The organism is Streptomyces azureus, assembly GCF_001270025.1.
Taxonomy (GTDB): domain Bacteria; phylum Actinomycetota; class Actinomycetes; order Streptomycetales; family Streptomycetaceae; genus Streptomyces; species Streptomyces azureus.
Map to the genome: position 1 here is coordinate 148 of NZ_DF968506.1, position 24,364 is coordinate 24,511.

The window sequence follows — 24,364 nt, forward strand, 5'->3', positions numbered from 1 at the left end:
GACCGGCTTCGTCGTGGCGAACAACTGCTCCGCATCCGGAGCCTGGTAATACGCCGACAACCCCTGAAACCTGGAGTGGATGTCACCACCGGCATCCCGGACATGACCCGCGTCCTTCTTCAGGTCCGCGTAGTCGGTCTCCAGCTGCTCCAGATTCCCCGTGAACTGCGGAATCTTCTCCGGCTGGATCACGCTTCCCCCCACCCCCGTACATCCGTTGCCGACCTGCCCGGTCAACTCACACTGGGCCATCGCAAGTTGGATCATCATATAAACGGGCGCTGGTGCGCTCTCAGGTCCGTTACGGAATCCCTACAAGGGAACGTCGGTCAGCGGAGCGCCCGTCGGCACTGGCCGCCCTCCCGTCCGTACGCGTACACCGGCTGCAACCGAGCCACGTCACCCGTCGTCATCCCCGACAACACCTGCCTCGGGCAACCCGATCAGCGCCCCTGCGCGATCAGGAGTCCGGGCGGCGAGGGTGGTGGGGGCGGGACGGAACCGGAGGGGGAGACACGCATGCACACGACGGAGCACACGGAACCCAGGCCCGACGAGGCGTCGGAGGGGAACGAACACGAGGTCACCGGCAGCGCGGACGGCGGGGTTCAAGTACAGCGATCCCGCCGGTTCCGCCGGGTACGCCGTATCGCCCTGTGCCTGTTCCTCGCCCTCCTCCTCCCCCTCCTCACCGCTGAAACAATCCTCTACATCAACCACACCGGCGACCCCGCCCACGGCACCCACACCCGAAACCGCGACGCCCTCTGGCTCGGCCACGCCTGGGTCGACGGCCGCAAGAAGGACGCCGACGTCACCGCCCTGGCCCGCCGCCTGCAAGGCACCGGCATCCGCGACCTGTACGTCCACTCGGGCCCGCTGGAACACGACGGCACGCTCCCCAAGTCTGTTTATCCGAGAGCCCGTTGGTTCATAGACGCCGTACACGAGAAACTCCCCGGCGTCCGCGTCCAGGCCTTCCTCGGCGACGTCCTCGCGACCGAGAGCCCCGACGGCATGCGCCTGGAGAACGCGGACACCCGAGCCGCCGTCGTCCGCTCCGCCCGCCAGGTCCTGGACACCGGCTACGACGGCATCCACCTCGACCTCGAACCCCTGCACTCCGGCGACCGGAACTACCTCACCCTGCTCGACTCCCTGCGCCGCGAGACGCGCTCCCGCGACGCCCAACTCTCCGTCGCCGCCCACCAGATCGACCCGCTCCCGGCCTTCCACACCGTGTGGGGACGCGTCACCGGCCACCCCAAGTGGTGGTCGCAGGAGTTCTTCGGCCAGGTCGCCCGCCGCGTCGACCAGATCGCCGTCATGTCGTACGACACCATGCAGCCCCTGGAGAGCACCTACGGCGGCTACGTCGCCCAGCAGACCTCACTCGCCCTGGAGGTCACCCCGCCCTCCACCGACCTGCTGATGGGCCTGCCCTTCTTCCACGAGAACCGCTTCGGCCACTGGAACCACGCCGAGACCGTGCCCGCCGCCGTCCGGGGCGTCCGCCTGGGCCTGTCCCGCACGGACGCCGACCGGCCCCGCTTCGGCGTCGCGCTGTACATCGACTTCGCCGCGACCGAGGCGGACTGGCGTGCGTACAAGGAAGACTGGGTGCGGTGACCAAGCCCCGAAGGCAACTCACCCGCACCGATCTCGCCCCCCTCACCCGCGCCGCCCTCGGCCCCGGCCGCACCCTCACCGGTGTGGAACGCCTGCGCGGCGGCACCAAGAAGGGCGTCTACCGCCTGACCCTCGACGACGGCTCCACGGCCGTCGCCTACGTGTGGTCGGCCGACGAGGACTACTGGGACCAGCCGGACCCCGACCCCCGGGACGTCTTCTCCCACGGCACCGGCCTCGGCCTGTTCACGGCGGCCCACGACCGCCTGGCCGCCTCCGGCGTCCGCACCCCACGCCTCCTGTACGCGGACGCCACGCACACACACCTCCCGGCCGACGCGGCCGTCGTGGAGGACATCACCGGCGGCAGCCTGGAGGACGCCCTCGCCCGGGACCCGCACGAGGCACCTCGGCTCATGGACCGGATGGCGGACCTGCTCGCCACCCTGCACGCCCACACGGGCCCCCGCTTCGGAAAGGTCGCCGTCGTCGACAACGGCGGTTCCTCCCACGGCGTCTCCTGCGAACAGCGCATCACCGACGGCGCCCTGCGCTGCATCGCGGAGGCGGCCCGGCGCGAACCCCGTGCCGCCGCCGTACGCCGGGAACTGGAGGACACGATCCACGCCCTGGCCGCCGAGGTCCGCCCCCGCGACCTGCACACCCTCATCCACGCCGAACTGGGCCCGGACCACGTCCTGCTCACGCCCGACGGGCACCCGGCGCTCATCGACATCGAGGGGCTGATGTACTTCGACGCGGAGCACGAGCACGTCTTCCTCAGGCTCCGCTTCGGGCCCCACTACGACGCCCTGCGCGCCCCCGGCCTGGACGAAGCACGCATGCGCCTCTACCGCCTGTCGATGCACCTCGGCCTGGTCTCGGGCCCCCTCACCCTCATCGAGGGCGACTTCCCGCACCCGGAGCGGATGCGGGAGATCGCGGAGCACAACCTGCGGCAGGCGCTCAGCCTGCTGAAGAACGCCGTTTGATCTTCGAGCCCAGCCACACCAGCGGGTCGTACTTGCGGTCGATCGCCCGTTCCTTCAGGGGAATCAGCGCATTGTCCGTGATCTTGATGCCCTCCGGGCAGACCTCCGTACAGCACTTGGTGATGTTGCAGTAGCCCAGGCCGTGTTCGTCCTGGGCGGTGGTCTTGCGGTCCAGGCCGGCTTCCGCCGCCGCGTCCAGCGGGTGCATGTCCAGCTCCGCGACCCGCATGAGGAAACGCGGCCCCGCGAACGCCTGCTTGTTCTCCTCGTGGTCGCGGACCACATGGCAGGTGTCCTGGCACAGGAAGCACTCGATGCACTTGCGGAACTCCTGCGAGCGGTCCACGTCCTCCTGCATCATCCGGTACTCGCCGGGACCGAGATCCGCGGGCGGCACGAACGCCGGGACCTCCCTGGCCTTGGTGTAGTTGAAGCCGACATCGGTGACGAGATCGCGGATGACCGGGAACGCCCGCAGCGGCGTCACCGTGATCGTCTCCTCACGGTCGAACACCGACATGCGCGTCATGCACAACAGCCGCGGCCGGCCGTTGATCTCGGCGGAGCAGGAACCGCACTTGCCCGCCTTGCAGTTCCAGCGCACCGCGAGATCGGGGGCCTGGGTGGCCTGGAGGCGGTGGATGATGTCGAGCACCACCTCGCCGTCGTTGACCTCGACCTCGAAGTCCTCCAGGCCGCCGCCTCCCACGTCACCGCGCCACACCTTGAAGTGGGCCGTGTAGCTGCTCATTCGTACAGCTCCTCTTCGGCGAGGTACTTGACCAGCTCCTCCTTGTCGAACAGGGCGAGCAGGTCGGCACGGACGGGTTCGGTGGTCTCGCGGGTGAGGGTGATCTGGCCGCGGACCGGGTCCGTGGCCGCCAGACCGCCCGTCGGGTCGGTGAGCGCGCACAGCAGGTTGATCCGGCGCCACTTGCGGTCCATCCCCGGATGGTCCTCGCGGGTGTGCCCGCCGCGCGACTCGGTGCGCTCCAGCGCGGCCCGGGCCACGCACTCGCTGACCAGCAGCATGTTCCTGAGGTCCAGGGCGAGGTGCCAGCCCGGATTGAACTGCCGGTGCCCCTCGACACCGGCCCGGCGCGCCCGGCCCCGCAGCTCGGCCAGCTTCTCCAGGGCCTGCTTCATCTCCGGCTCGCGGCGGATGATGCCGACCAGGTCGTTCATCGTTTGCTGGAGTTCCTGGTGCAGGGTGTACGGGTTCTCCGGCGGGCCGCCCCTCGGCTCCTCGATCTCCGCCTCGGCGGAGAAGGGCCGCAGCGCCTCGGCGGCGGCGGAGTCGATCTGCCCGTCGTCCACGACGGGCCGCGCCCCGGCCAGCCCCGCCGCGTACTCGGCCGCGTGCCAGCCCGCCCGGCGCCCGAACACCAGCAGGTCCGACAGCGAGTTGCCGCCGAGCCGGTTGGAGCCGTGCATGCCGCCGGCCACCTCACCGGCCGCGTACAGTCCCGGTACCCCGCGTGCCGCCGCCGTGTCGGACTCGACCGCGATACCGCCCATCACGTAGTGACAGGTGGGCCCGACCTCCATCGCCTCCGCCGTGATGTCGACATCGGCCAGCTCCTTGAACTGGTGGTACATCGACGGCAGCCGGCGTTTGATGACCTCGGCGGGCATCCGGGTCGACACGTCGAGGAAGACGCCCCCGTGCGGGGAGCCCCGGCCCTCCTTCACCTCAGAGTTGATCGCCCGCGCGACCTCGTCGCGGGGGAGCAGCTCGGGGGGACGCCGGTTGTGGTCCGGGTCGTCGTACCAGCGGTCGGCCTCGTCCTCGGTCTCGGCGTACTTGTCCTTGAAGACGTCCGGGATGTAGTCGAACATGAACCGCTTGCCGTCGGAGTTGCGCAGCACCCCGCCGTCGCCGCGCACCGACTCGGTGACGAGGATGCCCTTGACCGACGGCGGCCAGACCATGCCCGTCGGGTGGAACTGCACGAACTCCATGTTCAGCAGGGGAGCGCCCGCGAGGAGGGCCAGCGCGTGGCCGTCGCCCGTGTACTCCCACGAGTTCGACGTCACCTTGAAGGACTTGCCGATGCCGCCCGTGGCGATCACGACAGCCGGTGCCTCCAGGACGAAGAAGCGGCCGGACTCGCGCTCGTAGCCGAAGACACCGGAGACGCGCCCGTCCTCCTTCAGGACGCGGGTGACCGTGCACTCCTGGAAGACCTTCAGCCGGGACTCGTAGTCGCCGGTCTGTTTGAAGTCCTCCTGCTGGAGCGCGACGATCTTCTGCTGGAGGGTGCGGATCAGCTCCAGGCCCGTGCGGTCGCCGACGTGCGCGAGGCGCGGGTACTCGTGGCCGCCGAAGTTGCGCTGGGAGATCCGGCCGTCCTTGGTCCGGTCGAACAGCGCCCCCCAGGTCTCCAGCTCCCACACCCGCTGCGGCGCCTCCTGCGCGTGCAGCTCGGCCATCCGCCACTGGTTGAGGAACTTGCCGCCGCGCATGGTGTCGCGGAAGTGGACCCGCCAGTTGTCGTTCTCGTTGGCGTTGGCCATCGCCGCCGCGATACCGCCCTCGGCCATCACCGTGTGCGCCTTGCCGAACAGCGACTTGCAGATCACGGCCGTACGGGCACCCCGTTCACGTGCCTCGATGGCGGCGCGCAGCCCGGCGCCGCCCGCCCCCACCACGACGACGTCCCACTCCTGCCGGTCGACCACGGACATCAGAACAACCTCGGATCGTCGAAGGCACCGGACGCGACCAGGTAGACGTAGAAGTCGGCGAGCGCCACGCTCACCAGCGACGCCCAGGCGAGCAGCATGTGCCGGGCGTTGAGCTTCCCGACCCACTGCCACATCCGGTAGCGCACGGGATGCTTGGAGAAGTGCTTGAGCTTGCCGCCGACGATGTGCCGGCACGAGTGGCAGGACAGCGTGTAGGCCCAGATCAGCACGATGTTGACCAGGAACACGAGCGTGCCGAGGCCCATGTGGCCCCACTCGTAGTTCTCGTCGCGGAAGGCGAGCACGGTGTCGTAGGTCAGGATCCCGGCGACGAGGAGCGCGGCGTAGAAGAAGTACCGGTGGATGTTCTGGAGCACCAGCGGGAAGCGGGTCTCGCCCGTGTACTTCCGGTGCGGCTCGGCCACCGCGCAGGCCGGTGGGGACGCCCAGAAGCCCCGGTAGTAGGCCTTGCGGTAGTAGTAGCAGGTCAGACGGAAGCCGAGCGGGAAAATCAGGATGATGATCGCGGGGGAGATCCCCCACCAGCTGCCGAAGATCTCCCAGTTCGGGCCGGCCTTCATCGGCTCGCAGTTCTCCGCCAGGCAGGGGGAGTAGAAGGGCGAGACGTACGGCGCCGCGTAGTAGTCGGCGTTCGCGAAGGCCCGCCACGTCGAGTAGACGATGAAGGCCAGCAGACCGGCGACCGTGCCGGCCGGGGCCAGCCACCAGCGGTCGGTGCGCAGGTGCGGGGCGTCGATCGCGGCGCGCGTACCCGCCCGTACGCCGCCGCTTCGCGGATGGGGTTCTGTGGCGGGAGGTTCCGTACCAGTGGCCACTGTGACGACTCCGGTCGGGTTCGGGGGAGGTGCCGGTCGTTCGACGCCCTCCCGGTCAGGGAGCGCGCCGGTCCCGGGCGCCGAGTCCCTCGTCGTCCGAGTCGACCCACAGCGCGGGGTCGTACGGCGCGTCCGAGATGGTGACGAGGTCCGGGCGCTTCGGTGCGGCCGGCGTGGCGGCGGCGTCGCGCAGCAGGGCGACGCTCTCACGCAGGTGGTTGGCGTCGGCACGGACGCGGCGCATCTCCAGGCCGCCGGTGCCGAGCTGCTTCTCCAGGCGTCCCAGCGAGCGGAACAGCTCGTCGAGACTGCGCTGGACTGACGTCAGTTCGTCGTGAACGGACATGACTTGCCCTCACTTCCACGGGTCCTTCGAGGCCCAAGGCGGCAACGTTCATGCGCCTGCGAGTGTTGCGCGTCACACCTTGCGCTGTGAAGGGATGTGCATCGATTGGCCGAGGCGTGTGGGTGCACCCTGCGGTGCGCTGCGCCGCACGGGTGACTTGCCGCCCGTGACCGCCGTGTCGCTCTGTGTTGCCGAACCCTTTCCTCTTCAGTGGCCGCATACATCAGATGAACTCCAAATACCGCCAAAAGTGATCATAACGCCCGCGGCTTCCCGGAGGTAGCACAGATGTCCCAGCACGGCGTCGGCCCGGGTGCGGTCACGCGCTCGGTCGCCTTCCTCACCGCGGGAGTGCTCGCGGTGCCCGCGCTCGCCGGATGCGGCTCCGAGGACCCCGCGGGCAAGCCGCTCGCCGCGCCGGACATCCAGCCCGCGGGCCGGGACCGGGTCGCCGACGGCGGCACCCTGCGCTGGGCCGTGGACTCCGTGCCCGACACCCTGAACACCTTCCAGTCGGACGCTGACGCCACCACCACCCGCGTCGCCCAGGCCGTCCTGCCGTCGATGTTCCGGATGAACGCCAGTGGCCGTCCCGAGCGCAACACCGCCTACCTGGAGTCCGCCAAGGTCGTCGAGACGGAGCCCAAGCAGGTCGTCCTGTACAAGTTGAACCAGCAGGCCGTCTGGAGCGACGGCCGGGAGATCGGCGCCGCCGACTTCGCCGCCCAGTGGCGGGCCCTGTCCGGCAAGGACACCGCCTACTGGACCGCCCGCAACGCCGGCTACGACCGCATCCAGAAGATCGAGCGCGGGGACAACGCCCTGGAGGTCAAGGTCACCTTCAGCCGCCCCTACGCCGACTGGCGGTCGCTGTTCTCGCCGCTGTACCCGAAGGACGTCATGGGCACCCCGGACTCCTTCAACGACGGGGCACGCAAGAGGCTCACGGTCAGCGCCGGTCCCTTCACGGTGAACAAGGTCGACCGCGAGGACGACGAGATCACACTCGCCCGCAACCCGCGCTGGTGGGGCGAGCCGGCCAAGCTCTCCGAGATCGTGCTGCGCACCGTGCCGCGCGACAAGCGGGCCGCCGAACTGGCCGCCGGCACCCTCGACGTGGCGGAGATCGACCCCTCCGCGGCCCGCCGCATCACCGTCGCCGCCCGGCCCCGCAGCTCCACCAGCCCGCTGATGGGCCCCGGCGCCGACCGGTCCGCCGCGGACGCCATGCGCTCCTGGGCCGTCGCCAACGGCACCGACGAGGACGCCGCCGACGAGGAGACCGTCGCCCGCAATAGGCTGCGCAAGGTGGCCGCCAAGTACGCCCGGCAGCAACAGGCCCTGCGCGGCTTCGAGGTGCGCAAGTCCCTGGAACCCGCCTACACCCAGCTCGCTCTGAACGGCGCCGAGGGCCCGCTCGCCGACGAGCGCGTCCGCAGGGCCGTCGCCCGCGCCCTCGACCGCAAGGAACTGGCCGAGGCCGTCCTGAAGCCCCTGGGCCTTCCCGCCGTCCCGGTCGGCAGCCACCTGGCCCTCTCCGGCCAGGCCGCCTACGCCGACAACAGCGGCGCCCTCGGCGGCCAGGACACCGAGGAGGCCCAAGCCCTGCTCGCGGACGCCGGGTGGGTGCGCGGCGGCCCAGTCAAGGAGCAGGAGAAGAAGAAGGAGGGCGAGAAGGCGGCCGGCGCCGGCGGCGAGAAGGCCGGCGCCTCCAAGGAAGAGCCGGACGACGACGGCACGTACGTCGTCGGCGAGGACAACAAGACGCACGGCCGGCAGGACCCCGCCGACCACCTCGCCCAGGACGGCAAGCAGTACAAGCACCCGAACCAGGGCGGCGCGCCCGGCGCGTACGCCCCCGAGGGCACCGCCGCCCCGGCCAACCAGGAGGCCGCCCGGCTCGCCAAGAACGGCAAGGCACTCACCCTCCGCTTCGTGCTCCCCTCCGGGCCAGGCTCCCAGACGCTGCGCACGGTCGCCGACCGCATCGCCCGCATGCTGGAGCGCGTCGGCATCGACACGGACATCTCCAAGGTCTCCGACGAGTCCTACTTCAAGGACCACATCGCCTCCGGCCAGTACGACCTCGCCCTCTACTCCTGGCCCGCGACCGCCTTCCCCGCCACCGACGCCCGTCCCGTCTACGCCAAGCCCGTCCCGGCCGCCGACGGCTCCCTGAACATCGAGCAGAACTACACACGCGTCGGCACCGACCAGGTCGACCAGCTCTTCGACGAGGCCGTGTCCACCCTCGACGAGGGCGAGTCCCGCTCCCTCATCCGCAAGGCCGACTCCCGCATCTGGGCGGCGGCCGGCTCCATCCCCCTCTTCCAGCGCCCCCAGCTCGTCGCGGCCCGCAAGAACCTCGTGAACACCGGCGCCTTCGGCTTCGGGACCCCGGCCTACGAGGACATGGGCTTCCTGAAGAAGGGCGCGAAGCCGGCGGCGGGACCGTCGGCGAAGGGATCAGCCGCCCGGTAGCTCTGGGAACGCTCAAACGTCTTGCCGTCCCCCGCCCGGCCCCCGCACCATGAGGTCAGCAGTGATCATGGTGCGGACGCCGGGCGTCCGTGCACGGGGGACAGGAGCCGGCGGATGCGCGACACGGTACGGCGGGCCTGCGCGGCCGGGCTGGTCATCGGGGTGCTGGTGACGGGGCTGACGGCGTGCACGGGGGAGACGGAAAGTGACGGCACCGCCCGTGAGACCGACAGGGCCGGAGCGAAGGCCTGCGCGAAGGGCACCTTCACCTGGTCCCACGTCACCACGCGAGACCGGCTGACCGGGGTCTCCGAATCGGAGCGACTCGGTCCGGGCGACGGCGCACTGCAGAACCCGATGCGGCGGGTATACACCCCCAGGCCCTCGGTACGAGCCGACGGACCGGCTCCGTCCGCCGCCGAGATCCTCTTCTCGTTCGGCAAGAAGACCGGCGAGATCGACTCCGACGCGCCCACCCTGGCGGAGGCCGGTGGAGACACCTGGGCGTTCACCGACGTCCGGCTCCCGGCCCCGGAGCTCGACAAGGACCGCGTCGTGCCCCACGCGGCGGGTGAGTTCGTCCAGTACGCCGGTGTGAAGGAAGTGTCGGCGGACTTCCGCTACACGTGCCCGGACGGCAGGACCGTCTCCGGCCACGCCCGGAACTGGACGGTCGACATCGGCGGCCTGATGGACTGCGAGGAGAAGGCCGACTCGCCCTTGGGCCGGGAGGCCGCCCGGCACTCCTGCGAACCGGCAGCCCCCGGCAGGCCCGGACACTGACGTCAAGGACCTCGAAACAGGCCCTGACCTGCACTGACGTAGGCTGGCTAACCCCACCGGCAGCAGACCCGTACCATGGGGTGAGGCCGTGGCATGTTGAGCCCGGCAGGGCCCGCGCACCACCGACGTACGCGCAGGGCATTCCTCACCACTCCGGGAGTACGCCTCAATATGGCCACGCGCCACGACATCCGCAACGTCGCCATCGTCGCCCACGTCGACCACGGCAAGACCACCATCGTCGACGGCATGCTGAAGCAGGCCGGCGCCTTCGCCGCGCACCAGCTCGACTCCGTCGACGACCGCATGATGGACTCGAACGACCTGGAGCGTGAGAAGGGCATCACGATCCTCGCCAAGAACACCGCGGTGAAGTACCACCCGAAGGACGGCGGGGACCCGATCACGATCAACATCATCGACACCCCCGGCCACGCCGACTTCGGCGGCGAGGTCGAGCGCGGTCTGTCGATGGTCGACGGCGTCGTCCTGCTCGTGGACGCCTCCGAGGGCCCGCTGCCGCAGACCCGCTTCGTGCTGCGCAAGGCGCTCCAGGCCCGGCTGCCCGTCATCCTCTGCATCAACAAGACGGACCGGCCCGACGCCCGTATCGACGAGGTCGTGAACGAGGCGTACGACCTGTTCCTGGACCTGGACGCCGACGAGGACCAGATCGAGTTCCCGATCGTCTACGCCTGCGGCCGCGACGGCATCGCGTCCCTCACCAAGCCCGAGGACGGCACGGTCCCGAGCGACTCCACCAGCCTGGAGCCGTTCTTCTCCACGATCCTGGAGCACATCCCGGCCCCGACCTACGACGAGTCCGCCCCGCTCCAGGCGCACGTCACCAACCTGGACGCCGACAACTTCCTCGGCCGTATCGCGCTGCTGCGCGTCCAGCAGGGCGAGCTGAAGAAGGGGCAGACGGTCGCGTGGATGAGGCGCGACGGGTCCGTCCAGAGTGTGCGGATCTCCGAGCTGATGATGACCGAGGCGCTCACCCGCAAGCCGGCGGAGAAGGCCGGCCCCGGTGACATCTGCGCGGTCGCCGGTATCCCGGACATCATGATCGGCGAGACCCTGGCCGACCCGGAGAACCCGGTCGCCCTGCCGCTGATCACCGTCGACGAGCCGGCGATCTCCATGGTCATCGGTACCAACACCTCCCCGCTGGTCGGCCGCGGCGGCACCGGCAAGGGCGCCGACGCGAAGTCGGCCGTCAAGGACCGCAAGGTCACCGCCCGCCAGGTCAAGGACCGCCTCGACCGTGAGCTGATCGGCAACGTCAGCCTCCGCGTGCTGGAGACCGAGCGTCCGGACGCCTGGGAGGTGCAGGGCCGCGGCGAGCTGGCGCTGGCCATCCTCGTCGAGACCATGCGCCGCGAGGGCTTCGAGCTGACCATCGGCAAGCCGCAGGTCGTCACCAAGGAGGTCGACGGCAAGGTCTACGAGCCCGTCGAGCGCATGACGATCGACGTGCCCGAGGAGCACATGGGCGCCGTCACGCAGCTCATGGGCGTCCGCAAGGGCCGTATGGACAACATGTCGAACCACGGCTCCGGCTGGGTCCGCATGGAGTTCGTCGTGCCCTCGCGCGGCCTCATCGGCTTCCGGACCGAGTTCCTGACGCAGACCCGCGGCACGGGCATCGGCCACTCCATCCACGAGGGCTTCGAGCCCTGGTTCGGCACCCTCCAGACCCGTAACAACGGCTCCCTGGTCGCCGACCGCGCCGGTGCGGTCACCGCCTTCGCGATGACCAACCTGCAGGAGCGCGGTGTGCTGTTCGTGGAGCCGGGCACCGAGGTGTACGAGGGCATGATCGTCGGCGAGAACTCCCGCGCCGACGACATGGACGTCAACATCACCAAGGAGAAGAAGCTCACCAACATGCGGTCGTCCACGGCCGATGTGACCGAGTCGATCGTCCCGCCGCGCAAGCTGTCGCTGGAGCAGTCCCTGGAGTTCTGCCGCGACGACGAGTGTGTCGAGGTCACCCCGGAGGCCGTGCGCATCCGCAAGGTGAATCTGGACGCCCGCGAGCGCGCCCGCGCCGCGAGCCGCGCCAAGCACGGCTGACGCCTGCCGTACGACGACGCCGGGCACCCCGCGTGGGCGGGGTGCCCGGAGTGCGTATGAGCGCTTTCTGGGGTGTGTGGGTGAGTGGAGTGTCCGTGCTCCGGGGTGCGGTTTCCGGGAAGGGAACAGGGGTTCCTGGATCGAATGCGTGACCTCTTCGCGGGTGTGGTCGCTGGGTGGTGGGCGTGTCCGGGCGCGGGGAGGTGGGTGTGGTGCGGGAGCTTTCAACGCCGTTCGTCGTCCTTGGCCCGCCCGGGGTAGCGATCCGTGCCCGGCTCAAGGGCCCCCGCACTCACCAGAGTGATGGGTGCGGGCATCGGACCGGCCAGGCCGGACCAGGCGCTCAGGAGTGTGAGGAATCCCGCCCCCGCATTCCCGGACCACGGACACGCGCGCGCCGGATGCGGAGCGAAAGCGGGGGACCAGGACGCCCAACACCGTTCGGGGCGTCCGGCTGAGCATGGGTTCTGGCAGCAGGACTCACTCCCACTCAGCCCCCGGAAAGGTTAGGGAAAACCCTCGATTTCCCGGGGAGAGCCGTCCCGAGCGCCCCGTGCGCACTACCCTGCTGCGGAAGTGCCGCGCCCTGTCCGCGCACGGGCCCGTACAACGGCCCTGCGGCAGAGGCTTCTTGAGCGCGTGACAGCCCCCGGTTGCACCTTGCACGGCAGCCACGGCAGCCGCAAGCGGTTTATCTCACTCTCGCGTCCGGAATACGGACACCCGCGACCGATAGATGTGTAACAAGTCCGTTTCGCAGGGATCTTTCACCAAACCCTTTGTCCGGATTTTGGAAGATGTATACGTGAGCTGTGATCGAACCGAGACCTCGAGAGTGTGGTTCGGCCCTGACGTTTGGCAGATAGTTAGGCGCGTAGAGCTCGGATGAACGGGTCACTCGCTGGAGGCGGCGCCGACTCACGAGCGCGGGGGCACCTGACGATTTCCGGCACCGGCGACGGGCGGTGGCGGTGGTCTGTCTGTGCTCCCTTTGCGGTGAACCAATGACTTCATAGGAGGAACCCATGCGCGGTGCCAAGAGCGCCAAGTGGGTCGCGGGGGCGATAGTTGTCGCTCTGGCCGCCACCGCCTGCGGCGGCAACGGTGACGGTGAGGGGAAGAGCAAGGGTTCCGGCCCTGCGGGGTACGTCTCGATCGACGTCGGCGAGCCGCAGAAGCCGCTGATCCCGGCCGACACCAACGAGACCAACGGCTCGTACGTCATCCAGTCCATCTTCACCCAGCTGCTGGACTTCGACGCCAAGGGCGACATCGTCTACACGAACGCCGAGTCGGTCAGCTCCGACGACTCCAAGACGTGGACGGTCAAGCTCAAGAAGGGCTGGAAGTTCCACAACGGCGAAGAAGTCACCTCCAAGTCGTACGTCGACGCCTGGAACTGGTACGCCAACATCAAGAACAACCAGCAGAACTCCTTCTGGTTCCAGGACATCAAGGGCTACGACGATGTCCACCCGGAGAAGGGCGCCCCGAAGGCCGACACCATGTCCGGCCTGAAGATCGTGGACGACCACACCTTCACGATCGAGCTGAAGTACACGATGCCGTACTTCAACTACAAGCTGGGCTACACCACGTGGGCCCCGCTGCCCAAGGTCTTCTACGACGACCCGAAGGCCTTCGGCCAGAAGCCGGTCGGCAACGGTCCCTACACCTTCGAGAAGTGGGACCACAAGAAGCTCATCCAGGTCAAGGCCTGGGATGACTACAAGGGCCCGAACAAGGCGAAGAACAAGGGCGTCCAGTTCAAGTCCTACACGACGGTCGAGGCCGCCTACAAGGACGTCGTCTCCGGCAACCTGGACATGATCCGCCAGGTCGGCCCGACGGACCTGCCGAAGTACAAGCAGGACCTGGGCGACGGCGCCATCGAGCAGCCGTACGCGGCCATCCAGTCGCTGACCCCGGCGTTCTACTCCAAGACCTTCAAGGACATCGACCCGAAGGTCCTGCAGGGTCTGTCGATGGCGATCGACCGTGACACGATCACCAAGACGGTTCTGAACAACACCCGTACGCCGGCCAAGGGCTTCACGCCGCCGGGCGTCAAGGGCTACCAGAACCTGGACACCGACGTGTTCACGTACAACCCGGCGAAGGCCAAGCAGCTCATCAAGGAGGGCGGCGGCGTTCCGGGTAACAAGTTCACCGTCCAGTACAACACCGACGGTGGGCACAAGGAGTGGGTGACCGCGGTCTGCGAGTCCATCCGCAAGGCCACCGGCGTCGACTGCGTCGGCGACCCGAAGCCGGACTTCGCCACGGACCTCGAGGCCCGTGACAACGACCAGGTGAAGGGCATGTACCGCGGTGGCTGGGTCGCCGACTACCCGGTCAACGCCAACTTCATGAAGGAGCTCTACCACACGACCGCCGAGGCCAACAACGGTCGCTTCTCCAACAAGGAGATCGACGGGCTGATGAACAAGGCCGACAACGCCAAGTCCCTCGACGAGTCGGTGAAGGCCTTCCAGGAGGTCGAGAAGAAGCTGGTCGAGCACATGCCGGCCATCCCGCTCTGGTACTACCGCATCAACGGCGGCCACGGTAAGAACGTCGACAACGTCAACGTCGACTTCCACGGTGACCTCGAAGTGTGGGCCGTCACCACCAAGTAAGAGGAGCCCTCCGGGCTCTTCCCACTCGGCCGTAAGCCCGCCGCCGCTCAGGTGGCGGTGGGAGGTGCGTGGGGCCGTCTCGTCACCAGGAGGCGGCCCCCGCACCTGCGTTAACCCATCACGGAGGCACCTATGGGGCGCTATGTCGCACGACGACTGCTCCAGATGATCCCGGTGTTCATCGGGTCAACCTTGCTCATCTTCTGCATGATGTACGCCCTGCCCGGCGATCCCGTCCGGGCGATGATGGGGGATCAGGCGTACGACCCGGCGGTGGTCGCGGGCATCAAGAAGGAACTCGGCCTGGACCAGCCGCTCCTTCAGCAGTACGTGAACTACATGACCGGGCTGCTGCAGGGCGACTTCGGTACCCAGATCGCCAGTCAGCGGCCCATCAAGGACGTCATCCTCGACGCGTTCCCGGTGACGATCAGGCTGACGCTCTTCGCCTTCATTTTCGTCTCGCTCGTGGGTATCGGCCTCGGTATCGTCGCCGGCCTGCGCCCCGACACGCTGCGGGACCGCGGACTGCTGACGCTGACACTGTTCCTCGTCTCGATGCCGTCCTTCGTGCTGGGCTTCCTGCTGCAGTACCAGCTCGCGTTCAAGTGGCAGGTCACCACGCCGACGGTGACCGACTCGACGGACTTCTCCCAACTCATGCTTCCGGCCATCGTGTTGGCGTCGCTCTCACTCGCCTACGTCGCCCGGCTGACCCGCACGTCGATCGCGGAGAACCTGCGTTCCGACTACATGCGCACCGCCGTGGCCAAGGGCCTGCCGCGCCGCCGTGTCATCGGTGTCCACCTGATGCGCAACTCGCTGATTCCCGTGGTCACCTTCCTCGGTATCGAGGTCGGCAACCTGATGACCGGCGCCATCGTGACCGAGGGCATCTTCAATGTGCGGGGTATCGGTCTCGAGATCTACGATGCGCTCAGCCGGCGCGAGGGCGCCACGGTCGTGGGAATCGCCTCGCTGATGGTGCTCATCTACCTCGCTGCCAGCCTCATCGTCGACCTGCTTTACGCGGTCCTGGACCCGAGGATCCGGTATGCCTGACAAGAGCGTCGAGAAGAAGGTCGAAGCCCTTCCCGGTGACACCGCGAGCACCGCGGGCGTCATCGTGACCGACTCGGGCCCGGCTCCCGAGAAGCCGCGCAGCCTGTGGTCCGACGCCTGGCACGACCTGCGGCGCAACCCGCTGTTCCTGGTATCGGCCGTGCTGATCGTGTTCCTGCTGGTGATGTCGATCTGGCCGGGACTGTTCACCAGCGCCTCGCCGCGCGACGCCGATCTGGCCAAGCACTATCTGGGGAAGCCGAACTGGGGTCACTTCTTCGCTCCGGACTGGCTCGGCTACGACGTCCAGGGCCGTTCGATCTACGCGCGTGTCGTCTACGGTGCCCGCGCTTCGATCACCGTCGGTGTGGGTGTCACCATCGCCGTCACCATTATCGGCACGTTCATCGGCATGATCGCCGGCTATTTCGGCGGCTGGACCGACACCCTGCTCTCGCGGCTGACCGACATCTTCCTCGGCATCCCGTTCCTGCTCGGCGCCCTGGTGGTGCTCAACTCCTTCGACAACCGCACCGTCCTGGTCGTCATCATGGCCCTCGCCTTCCTGGGCTGGACCCAGATCGCGCGTGTCGCCCGCGGTGCCGTGATCACCATCAAGCAGTCGGACTACGTGGTGGCCGCCAAGGCACTCGGTGCCTCGACGTCCCGGATCCTGGTCCGGCACATCCTGCCCAACGCACTCGCGCCCATCATCGTCGTGGCGACCATCGCGCTCGGCGGCTACATCGCTGCCGAAGCCACCCTGTCCTTCCTGGGCGTGGGACTCGGTGACACGGCCGTGTCCTGGGGCGGCGACGTGGCGCGAGGTCGTGAGCAGCTCCGTATCGCCCCCCACACCCTGATCATCCCGTCGGTGATGGTCTCGATTACGGTGCTCTCGTTCCTGATGTTCGGCGATGCGGTACGCAACGCCCTCGACCCCAAGCTGCGCTGAGGGAGGCGTACGTGACCATCATCGATGAAATGGCCGAGAGTCCCGCACCGGACGGCTCGCAGGACACGAGCCGACCGCTGCTCGAAGTCCGCGACCTGCACGTGGAGTTCCGCACTCGCGACGGGGTCGCCAAGGCCGTCAACGGCGTCAACTACTCCGTCGCCGCGGGCGAGACGCTCGCCGTGCTCGGCGAGTCCGGCTCGGGCAAGTCCGTGACCGCGCAGGCGATCATGGGCATCCTCGACATGCCGCCCGGCCGCATCCCCAAGGGGGAGATCCTCTTCCGCGGCCAGGACATGCTGAAGATGTCCAGCGAAGAGCGCCGGAAGATCCGCGGCAGCAAGATCGCGATGATCTTCCAGGACGCGCTGTCCTCGCTGAACCCGGTGCTCTCCGTGGGCTACCAGCTCGGCGAGATGTTCCGCGTGCACCAGGGCATGTCCAAGAAGGACGCCAAGGCCAAGGCGATCGAGCTGATGGACCGGGTGAAGATCCCGGCCGCCGCTGACCGGGTGAACGACTACCCGCACCAGTTCTCGGGCGGTATGCGCCAGCGCATCATGATCGCGATGGCGCTCGCCCTGGAGCCGGACCTGATCATCGCCGACGAGCCCACCACGGCCCTCGACGTGACGGTCCAGGCCCAGGTCATGGACCTGCTCGCGGAGTTGCAGCGCGAGTACAACATGGGTCTGATCCTGATCACCCACGACCTCGGCGTGGTCGCCGACGTCGCGGACAAGATCGCCGTGATGTACGCGGGGCGCATCGTCGAGCGCGCCCCGGTCCACGAGTTGTACAAGCGCCCCGCGCACCCGTACACCAAGGGCCTGCTGGACTCGATCCCGCGCCTGGACCAGAAGGGCCAGGACCTGTACGCGATCAAGGGTCTGCCGCCCAACCTGACGCGCATCCCGTCCGGCTGCGCCTTCAACCCGCGGTGCCCGCAGGCACAGGACATCTGCCGTACGGACATCCCGCCGCTGCACCCCGTCACCGAGCGGGACGGCGGCGAGCTGGTCGGCCGCAGCAGCGCGTGCCACTTCTGGAAGGAGACGATCCATGGCTGAGCTCAGCAAGACCGACGAGCCGCAGGACGCCACGCCGAACGTCTCCGAGGTCGCGGTCGTCGACGCCAGCTCCGAGTCGGAGGCGGTCGCCGCGATCGAGGCGCCGGTCGAGCGGGGCGAGCCGATCCTGCAGGTGCGCAACCTGGTCAAGCACTTCCCGCTCACCCAGGGCATCCTCTTCAAGCGGCAGGTCGGCGCGGTCAAGGCCGTCGACGGTGTCTCCTTCGACCTGTACCAGGGCGAGACACTGGGCATCGTGGGCGAGTCGGGCTGCGGCAAGTCCACCGTCGCCAAGCTCCTGATGACCCTGGAGCGGGCGACGGCCGGCGAGGTCTTCTACAAGGGCCAGGACATCACCAGGCTGTCCGGGCGCGCGCTGAAGGCGGTCCGCCGCAACATCCAGATGGTGTTCCAGGACCCGTACACCTCGCTCAACCCCCGTATGACGGTGGGCGACATCATCGGGGAGCCCTTCGACATCCACCCCGAGGTGGCCCCGAAGGGCGACCGGCGCCGCAAGGTGCAGGAGCTCCTGGACGTCGTCGGCCTCAACCCGGAGTACATCAACCGCTACCCGCACCAGTTCTCCGGCGGTCAGCGCCAGCGCATCGGCATCGCCCGCGGCCTGGCCCTGAACCCCGAGATCATCATCTGCGACGAGCCGGTGTCGGCCCTGGACGTGTCCGTCCAGGCCCAGGTCATCAACCTGATGGAGCGCCTGCAGGACGAGTTCAACCTCTCCTACGTCTTCATCGCCCACGACCTGTCGATCGTCCGGCACATCTCGGACCGGGTCGGTGTGATGTACCTCGGCAAGATGGCCGAGATCGGCACCGACGAGCAGATCTACGAGCACCCGACGCACCCGTACACCCAGGCGCTGCTGTCGGCTGTCCCGGTCCCCGACCCGGAGGCCCGCGCCCACCGCGAGCGGATCATCCTCACCGGCGACGTCCCGTCCCCGGCCAACCCGCCGTCGGGCTGCCGCTTCCGCACCCGCTGCTGGAAGGCACAGGACAAGTGCGCCGAGGAGATCCCGCTGCTGGCGGTCCCGGAGCGCTTCAAGGGCGAGGACACCCCGGCGGCCCACGAGTCGGCCTGCCACTTCGCCGAGGAGAAGGACGTCATCCACGCGGCCTGACGGCCCTGTACGGCATCCCTTCCGGTTCCCGGCCCTTCTTGTCGAAGGCGCCGGGACCCGGCGTTCGAGGATCTGGATCGCTGCATCACATCGAACTCCGGGTCGCCGACCTTCCCCGGGCGACCCGCGAATGGGGCTGGCTCCTGGGCCGCCTCGGCCACGACCCGTCTCAGGAGTGGGAGCGCGGCCGTAGCTGGCGGCTCGGCCCGACACGCCTCGTCGTCGAGCAGTCACCGGCGATGAGTGCCGCCACCGAGCACGACCGCATGAGGCCTGGCCTCAACCACCTGGCGTTCCATGCCGGGACACCGACCGACATCGACGAGCTGGTTCACGAAGCCCCGGCGCACGACTGGGAGCCCCTCTTCCCCGACCACCACCCCCACGCCGGAGGCCTCGGGCACTACGCCGCCCACCTCGCCGACACGGACGGGTTCGAGGTCGAGCTGGTGGCTGCCGAAGTACCTACAAACCCCCGCGAACTGCGTTAACACGCAGGCAACTTCGCCGACCCGATCCCGATATACGGGCGCGTCAGGCTGAACAGCGTACGGCCGTGCGGGTGCCGTAAACGGGCCGGGGCGCGCCATGTTGCCCCGGCCCGTTGCATGTTCAGACGCCGGTGATTCCCAGGGACCGCTTCAGGAAGTCGACCTGGAGCAGCAGCAGGTTCTCCGCGACCTGTTCCTGTGGGGTGATGTGGGTGACCCCGGACAGCGGCAGCACCTCGTGCGGGCGGCCGGCGGCCAGGAGGGCCGAGGAGAGGCGCAGGGCGTGGGCGACGACCACGTTGTCGTCGGCGAGGCCGTGCACGATCATCAGCGGGCGGTGCGGCTCGGCGGGGGAGGACAGGCCGTCCGCCGTGACGAGGGAGCTCCTGGCGTACGCGTCCGGGTGCTCGGCCGGGTCCCCCAGGTAGCGCTCCGTGTAGTGCGTGTCGTACAGGCGCCAGTCCGTCACCGGCGCGCCCGCGATCCCCGCGTGGAAGACGTCCGGCCGGCGCAGCACCGCGAGGCCGGCCAGCCAGCCGCCGAAGGACCAGCCGCGGATCGCCACCCGGGTCAGATCCAGCGGAAACCTCTTCGCGAGGTCCTCCAGGGCCTCCACCTGGTCGTCCAGCGACAGCGTGAAGTCGTGGTGGATCCCCTTTTCCCAGGCGGGGGAGCGGCCCGGGGTGCCCCGGCCGTCCGCGACGACCACCGCGAATCCCTGGTCCGCGAACCACTGCGAGGTGAGATGCGGGTTGTGGGCGGCGAAGACCCGCTGCCCGTGCGGCCCGCCGTACGGGTCCATGAGTACCGGCAGGGGGGTGTCACCGGCGTAGTCCCGAGGCATAAGTACGGCGCACGGGATGCGGCGTGCGCCCCCCTCGGTGAGCGTCACGCGGGGGGACATACCAGGATCTTCGGCGTACGAAGGGACAACGGCCGTCGGTTTCCCGTCGCGCAGTACCTGCACCCGCGCACCTGGCCGGTCCAGCGTCGCCGAGACCAGAACCGTCACGTCCCCGGCCCGCGCCGCCGAGTGCACGCCCGGCTCCTGCGACACCCGCTCCACGCCCAGCTCGTTCACCCGGTACACGTGCACCTGGCCCGTCTCCGGCTCGGCGGCCTCCTCGCCGGCCGACGCGGAGACCAGCACGTCGTCGTCGGAGACGTCCAGCACGGCACGCACATGCAGCTGCGCTCCCGTGAGTGGCCGGTCCCCGACCGCCAGCACCCGCGCACCGCCCTCGTCCGCGACCCGCACCAGCTGCCCGGCCGGACTCCAGCACGGCACCCCGGGGAAAAGATCAAGCCATGTTCGATCTTCGTCGGCGTGCACCATCCGGGTCGCGCCCGACTCCGGATCCACCGCGAGAATCAGCTGGCTGCGCTGGTCGCGCGCCTGTACGAGCAGCAATGGCGCACCTGCCGCTGACCAGTGCACACGCGCCAGATACGGGTACCGCGCCCGGTCCCAGGCGACCTCCGTGCGCGCGCCGTCCAGGCCGATCACGAACAGCCGTACGTCCGCGTTGCCGGTGCCCGCCGCCGGATACGCCACCCGCTGCGGCTCGCGTTCCGGATGGGCCGGGTCGGAGATCCACCACCGTTCCACCGGCGTGTCGTCCGCGCGCGCCACGAGCAGCCGGTCCGACTCCGGAGCCCACCAGAAGCCGCGCGACCGCCCCATCTCCTCGGCAGCGATGAACTCGGCCAGTCCATATGAGACATTCTCCGACTCCGGCTCGGCGAGCGCCCGGTCGTCCTCCCCCTCGGCGCCTACGACACGCAGCGCACCCTGCGCGACGTAGGCGACATGCCGCCCGTCGGGCGACGGACGCGGGTCGATCACCGGCCCGGGCGTGGGCATCTCACGCGCCGTCCCGGCCCGCAGCTCGGCCGCGAAAAGCCGCCCTGACAAGGCGAAAGAGGCCAACTCGACGGCCGTGTCGGTGGCGTACCCGACGATGCCGGCGCCACCCTCCCGGCTGCGTTCACGCCGGGCGCGTTCCTCGGGCGAGAGGTCCTCCGAGGCGCCGTCCAACAGGGCGCGCGGGTCGGCGGCCACGCGCTCCCCGCCCTCCTCCGTGTCGAGGACCCACAGCGAGTTCGCCCGGTCACTACCGGAACTGGAGCGCAGGAACACGACACGCGAACCGTCGGGCGCCACGGTGAACGAACGCGGCGCGCCGAGCGTGAAGCGCTGGGTACGGGCGTGCCGTCGGGGGAAGGAGTCAGGCTCGGTCGTCATGCCCTGACCATATTGGCCATGCGCCCCCTTGTGCGGCCGTGCGCCGATCGATGCGCACGGACGGATAGTTATGATCAATGTCGCATAGTGGGTATGAACCTGCTGGCTGCTGTACGGATTTGATGCCCCCATAGTCCGACTCCCCGCGTCCTCGTGGATCTTTGGAGGTGAGCCGCCGTGGCACTCTCGATTTCGGCGGTGGTGCTGCTGGCGATCATCGTCTTCCTGCTCATCAAGAAGTCAGGGCTGAAGGCCGGGCATGCGATCGTCTGCATGCTGCTGGGCTTCTACCTCGCCTCCTCGACCGTGGCTCCCACGATCAACGAGCTGACGACCAACATCGCGGGCATGATCGGCAGTATCAAGTTCTGACCGCCCGGTCACCGCGTACGGCCTCGTAGGGCGGGGCCGTGGGACCTCGTAGGGTGGGTTCCATGACGGAACTGCCCGACCGGCGTCTGCTGCTGGTGCACGCGCACCCGGACGACGAGTCGATCAACAACGGCGCGACCATGGCCAGGTACGCGGCCGAGGGTGCCCACGTCACCCTGGTCACCTGCACCCTCGGCGAACGCGGCGAGGTCATCCCGCCCGAGCTCGCGCACCTGACCGGCCCCGCCCTGGGCCAGCACCGCCGCCGGGAGCTCACCGCCGCCATGGCCGAGCTCGGCGTCCAGGACTTCCGCCTGCTCGGCGGCGCCGGACGCTACAGCGACTCCGGGATGATGGGCCTGCCCGACAACGACGACCCCGCCTGCTTCTGGCAGGCCGACGTCGACGAGGCCGCCGCCCACCTCGTCGAGGTGATGCGCGAGGTACGCCCCCACGTCCTCGTCACCTACGACGACAACGGCGGCTACGGCCACCCCGACCACATCCAGGCCCACCGCGTCGCCATGCGGGCCGCCGAGCTGTCCGCCGAAGCCGGCCGGCCGATCCCGAAGGTCTACTGGAACCGGGCCCCCCGGTCCGTTGTGGAGCAGTCCTTTGCCCGGCTCCGGGAGGACCTGCCCGGCCTCCCCTTCACCAAGGCGGCCGACGTCGACGACGTACCGGGCGTCGTGGCCGACGAACGGATCACCACCGCCGTCGACGGCACCGCACACGCCGCCGCCAAGGCCGCCGCGATGCGCGCCCACACCACCCAGATCGCCGTGTCCGGGCCGTATTTCGTGCTGTCCAACGAACTCGCCCAGCCGATCCTCACGACCGAGTACTACGAGCTGGTGCGGGGCGAACGGGGCTCCGGCGAGTGGGAGACGGATCTGTTCGCCGGTGTCGAGGAGGCCTCATGAGCGACCGGAGTCCGATGCTCGCCCAGCCGATGCGGCCGCCCTCCGCCGGACGGGTCGCCGCCTGTGCCGGGTTCTTCCTGCTCGGGGCCTTGGTCGGCGCGGCCGGCGCGCTGGTGCAGCCCGGGTGGTTCCCGGGCGGGCTGCTGCTCGCCCTCGCCGGTGAGGCGGGGGTCGTCCTCGGCGCCGCGCGCGTCACCCGCGGCCGGGCCGGGGGCGCCGCGGCGGCCGCCGGCTGGATGCTTGCCATCGTCCTGCTCACCGCCAGCCGCCCGGAGGGTGACTTCCTCTTCGCGGCGGGCGCCGGCTCCTATCTCTTCCTGCTCGGGGGCATCGGCGTGGCTGTGATCTGCGCCACCCTCGCCCCGAGGCGGCAACCGGACGGCGACCCCGTCCGACCTGGCAAGTGACGTACCACTTCGCCAGGACGTGCCCGTGGGGGTCCGGTGTGAGTTTCCCCAGCGGTCCTGAGATACGGGTGAGAAGTGGCCAGTATGGTGGTGCGCGCCGCCGAGCTGCCCGCGTGAGGTTGTGTCGGGCGGCGGAGCCAACCGGGAGAACCTGCCTTGAGTCGTGAAACTGACACTCCGTCCTCCGGGCCCAACGGGCGCGGCGGAGCCGCCTACCCGTCGGGTACGCCGCCGTACGGGACCCCGACGGTCTCCGACGGCGGTACGGAAGCGGGCCGTTCGGCCACGCGGCCGGAGGAACGCAAGACCGAGACCACGCTGACGACCCGGATCCGGATCAACATCCCCGGGTCACGGCCCATTCCGCCGGTGGTGGTGCGCAAGCCCGTCGCGGACGCGGAGGGTTCCGGCGACACCGGTACCGGTTCCGGCGCCGGCGCGGGCAACGACGGGACAGCTCCGGGCGCCGCCACGCCCAGGGGCACCGGCACCGTCGAGCCCCCTGCCGAGCCCGGCCAGTCCGCCCAGTCCGGCGAGGACAAGCCGACCAGCGACTGGTTCGCACCCCGCAAGTCCGGCTCGGGCAAGCCCGGTCAGGGGAGCGGCTCCACCAACGGGGCCGGTCTGCCGGGCGGTTCGGGTCCGGCGGCGGGTGGTTCCGGTGCGGGTGGTCCGGGTGCCGGTGGTACCGGCTCGGGCGGCCCCGCTGCGGGTGGCTCCGGTGCCGGGCGGCCCGGAGGCGTGGTCGGTTCCATGAGCAGGCCGGGCGGCTCCCGGTCCGGCGGCACGAACGGTGCGGGGCTTCCCGGCGGCGCGACCGGCGGCCCCGTCGCGCCCGGGCACGGCGGCGGCACGGGCTCCTTCGACGTCACCGAGGCACTGGCGGCGGGCCCGCTCGGCAACGGTTCGCGTCCCGGCCCGGGCACTGACGGCGGCGAATCGCGCCGCGACGACCTGCCGTACTTCTCGGAGAACGACCGCCTCGGCGGCCAGAACGGTCAGGGCGGCTACGGCGGGCAGAGCGGCCAGGGCGCGCCCAACGGCTTCGGCGACGCGGGTGGCCCCGGCACGCAGGGCCCGGCCGGCCCGACGGGCGGTCCGGTCACCGGGGACGGCCCGATGACCCCACCGGCGGGCGGTCCCGGCGGCCCCGGCAGCTTCAATGAGCCGGGTGGTCCCGGCGGTCCCGGTGGCTTCAGCGAGGCTGGTCGTTCTGGCGGCCCCG

At 69.5% G+C, this 24,364-nt stretch carries 20 protein-coding genes and 2 pseudogenes; 16 read left to right on the forward strand and 6 right to left on the reverse strand.

Annotated elements, in window-relative coordinates:
• On the reverse strand, positions 1–192 hold a 192-nt coding region (locus AOQ53_RS45570), incomplete at its 3' end, for a hypothetical protein (protein ID WP_148640434.1).
• A gap of 327 nt (positions 193–519) precedes the next feature.
• Between AOQ53_RS45570 and AOQ53_RS37580 the strand changes: the two genes are divergently transcribed.
• Both AOQ53_RS37580 and AOQ53_RS45100 read left to right on the forward strand, forming a co-directional pair.
• Positions 520–1,629 carry a glycoside hydrolase family 18 protein gene (locus tag AOQ53_RS37580; RefSeq protein WP_078945693.1) on the forward strand — a complete coding sequence of 370 codons (1,110 nt, stop codon included), beginning with the start codon at positions 520–522 and terminating at the stop codon, positions 1,627–1,629.
• A complete protein-coding gene (locus AOQ53_RS45100; RefSeq protein ID WP_059424342.1) occupies positions 1,626–2,621 on the forward strand; it encodes a phosphotransferase family protein in 996 nt (331 codons plus the stop codon). The genes AOQ53_RS37580 and AOQ53_RS45100 overlap by 4 nt, the downstream gene beginning before the upstream one ends.
• Here the strand turns inward: AOQ53_RS45100 and AOQ53_RS37590 are convergent.
• From AOQ53_RS37590 to AOQ53_RS37605, 4 genes are read right to left on the reverse strand one after another with little or no spacing between them, the layout of a single operon-like run.
• Positions 2,596–3,372, reverse strand: coding sequence for a succinate dehydrogenase/fumarate reductase iron-sulfur subunit (locus AOQ53_RS37590; protein ID WP_059424344.1), 777 nt, complete (start codon positions 3,370–3,372; stop codon positions 2,596–2,598). The genes AOQ53_RS45100 and AOQ53_RS37590 overlap by 26 nt on opposite strands.
• Positions 3,369–5,309, reverse strand: coding sequence for a fumarate reductase/succinate dehydrogenase flavoprotein subunit (locus tag AOQ53_RS37595; protein ID WP_059424345.1), 1,941 nt, complete (start codon positions 5,307–5,309; stop codon positions 3,369–3,371). The genes AOQ53_RS37590 and AOQ53_RS37595 overlap by 4 nt, the downstream gene beginning before the upstream one ends.
• Positions 5,309–6,145 carry a hypothetical protein gene (locus tag AOQ53_RS37600; protein ID WP_059424347.1) on the reverse strand — a complete coding sequence of 279 codons (837 nt, stop codon included), beginning with the start codon at positions 6,143–6,145 and terminating at the stop codon, positions 5,309–5,311. The genes AOQ53_RS37595 and AOQ53_RS37600 overlap by 1 nt, the downstream gene beginning before the upstream one ends.
• 55 nt (positions 6,146–6,200) lie before the next feature.
• On the reverse strand, positions 6,201–6,491 hold the full coding sequence (locus tag AOQ53_RS37605) for a hypothetical protein (RefSeq protein WP_059424348.1): 291 nt from the start codon (positions 6,489–6,491) through the stop codon (positions 6,201–6,203).
• A gap of 288 nt (positions 6,492–6,779) precedes the next feature.
• Between AOQ53_RS37605 and AOQ53_RS37610 the strand changes: the two genes are divergently transcribed.
• The 10 genes and pseudogenes from AOQ53_RS37610 (at position 6,780) to AOQ53_RS37650 (ending at position 19,192) form a co-directional block, all read left to right on the forward strand.
• On the forward strand, positions 6,780–8,972 hold the full coding sequence (locus AOQ53_RS37610; protein WP_059424349.1) for an ABC transporter family substrate-binding protein: 2,193 nt from the start codon (positions 6,780–6,782) through the stop codon (positions 8,970–8,972).
• A gap of 114 nt (positions 8,973–9,086) precedes the next feature.
• Complete coding sequence (locus AOQ53_RS37615) at positions 9,087–9,755, forward strand: hypothetical protein (RefSeq protein WP_059424350.1); 669 nt, start codon at positions 9,087–9,089, stop codon at positions 9,753–9,755.
• Between the two features lie 171 nt (positions 9,756–9,926).
• Positions 9,927–11,834 (forward strand): translational GTPase TypA, encoded by a 1,908-nt coding sequence (typA, locus tag AOQ53_RS37620; RefSeq protein WP_059424351.1) that lies wholly within the window; start codon positions 9,927–9,929, stop codon positions 11,832–11,834.
• 254 nt (positions 11,835–12,088) lie between these two features.
• Positions 12,089–12,344: pseudogene (locus AOQ53_RS48315) on the forward strand (transposase); the annotation flags it as partial.
• A 515-nt stretch (positions 12,345–12,859) separates the two neighbouring features.
• Positions 12,860–14,473: a peptide ABC transporter substrate-binding protein gene (locus AOQ53_RS37625; RefSeq protein ID WP_059424352.1), complete on the forward strand. Its 1,614-nt coding sequence runs from the start codon at positions 12,860–12,862 to the stop codon at positions 14,471–14,473.
• 132 nt (positions 14,474–14,605) lie between these two features.
• Entirely contained in the window at positions 14,606–15,535 is a 930-nt protein-coding gene (locus AOQ53_RS37630) for an ABC transporter permease (RefSeq protein ID WP_059424354.1), read from the forward strand.
• Positions 15,528–16,490, forward strand: a complete 963-nt coding sequence (locus tag AOQ53_RS37635; RefSeq protein ID WP_059424355.1) for an ABC transporter permease — start codon at positions 15,528–15,530, stop codon at positions 16,488–16,490. The genes AOQ53_RS37630 and AOQ53_RS37635 overlap by 8 nt, the downstream gene beginning before the upstream one ends.
• 29 nt (positions 16,491–16,519) lie before the next feature.
• Entirely contained in the window at positions 16,520–17,560 is a 1,041-nt protein-coding gene (locus AOQ53_RS37640) for an ABC transporter ATP-binding protein (protein ID WP_236711949.1), read from the forward strand.
• Entirely contained in the window at positions 17,553–18,701 is a 1,149-nt protein-coding gene (locus AOQ53_RS37645) for an ABC transporter ATP-binding protein (RefSeq protein WP_059424357.1), read from the forward strand. Before AOQ53_RS37640 ends, AOQ53_RS37645 begins: the two co-directional genes overlap by 8 nt.
• Positions 18,702–18,739: 38 nt before the next feature.
• Complete coding sequence (locus tag AOQ53_RS37650) at positions 18,740–19,192, forward strand: VOC family protein (protein ID WP_167745808.1); 453 nt, start codon at positions 18,740–18,742, stop codon at positions 19,190–19,192.
• Between the two features lie 121 nt (positions 19,193–19,313).
• Here the strand turns inward: AOQ53_RS37650 and AOQ53_RS37655 are convergent, their stop codons facing one another.
• On the reverse strand, positions 19,314–21,437 hold the full coding sequence (locus AOQ53_RS37655) for a S9 family peptidase (protein WP_059424359.1): 2,124 nt from the start codon (positions 21,435–21,437) through the stop codon (positions 19,314–19,316).
• 177 nt (positions 21,438–21,614) lie between these two features.
• Between AOQ53_RS37655 and AOQ53_RS37660 the strand changes: the two genes are divergently transcribed.
• From AOQ53_RS37660 to AOQ53_RS45105, 4 genes and pseudogenes are all read left to right on the forward strand, one after another.
• On the forward strand, positions 21,615–21,809 hold the full coding sequence (locus AOQ53_RS37660; RefSeq protein ID WP_030842840.1) for a hypothetical protein: 195 nt from the start codon (positions 21,615–21,617) through the stop codon (positions 21,807–21,809).
• Positions 21,810–21,871: 62 nt separating this feature from the next.
• Positions 21,872–22,732 carry an N-acetyl-1-D-myo-inositol-2-amino-2-deoxy-alpha-D-glucopyranoside deacetylase gene (gene mshB, locus AOQ53_RS37665; RefSeq protein ID WP_059424360.1) on the forward strand — a complete coding sequence of 287 codons (861 nt, stop codon included), beginning with the start codon at positions 21,872–21,874 and terminating at the stop codon, positions 22,730–22,732.
• Positions 22,729–23,139: a DUF6113 family protein gene (locus AOQ53_RS37670; protein WP_059424362.1), complete on the forward strand. Its 411-nt coding sequence runs from the start codon at positions 22,729–22,731 to the stop codon at positions 23,137–23,139. The genes mshB and AOQ53_RS37670 overlap by 4 nt, the downstream gene beginning before the upstream one ends.
• Before the next feature lie 156 nt (positions 23,140–23,295).
• Positions 23,296–24,364, forward strand: a pseudogene (locus AOQ53_RS45105) (hypothetical protein); the annotation flags it as partial.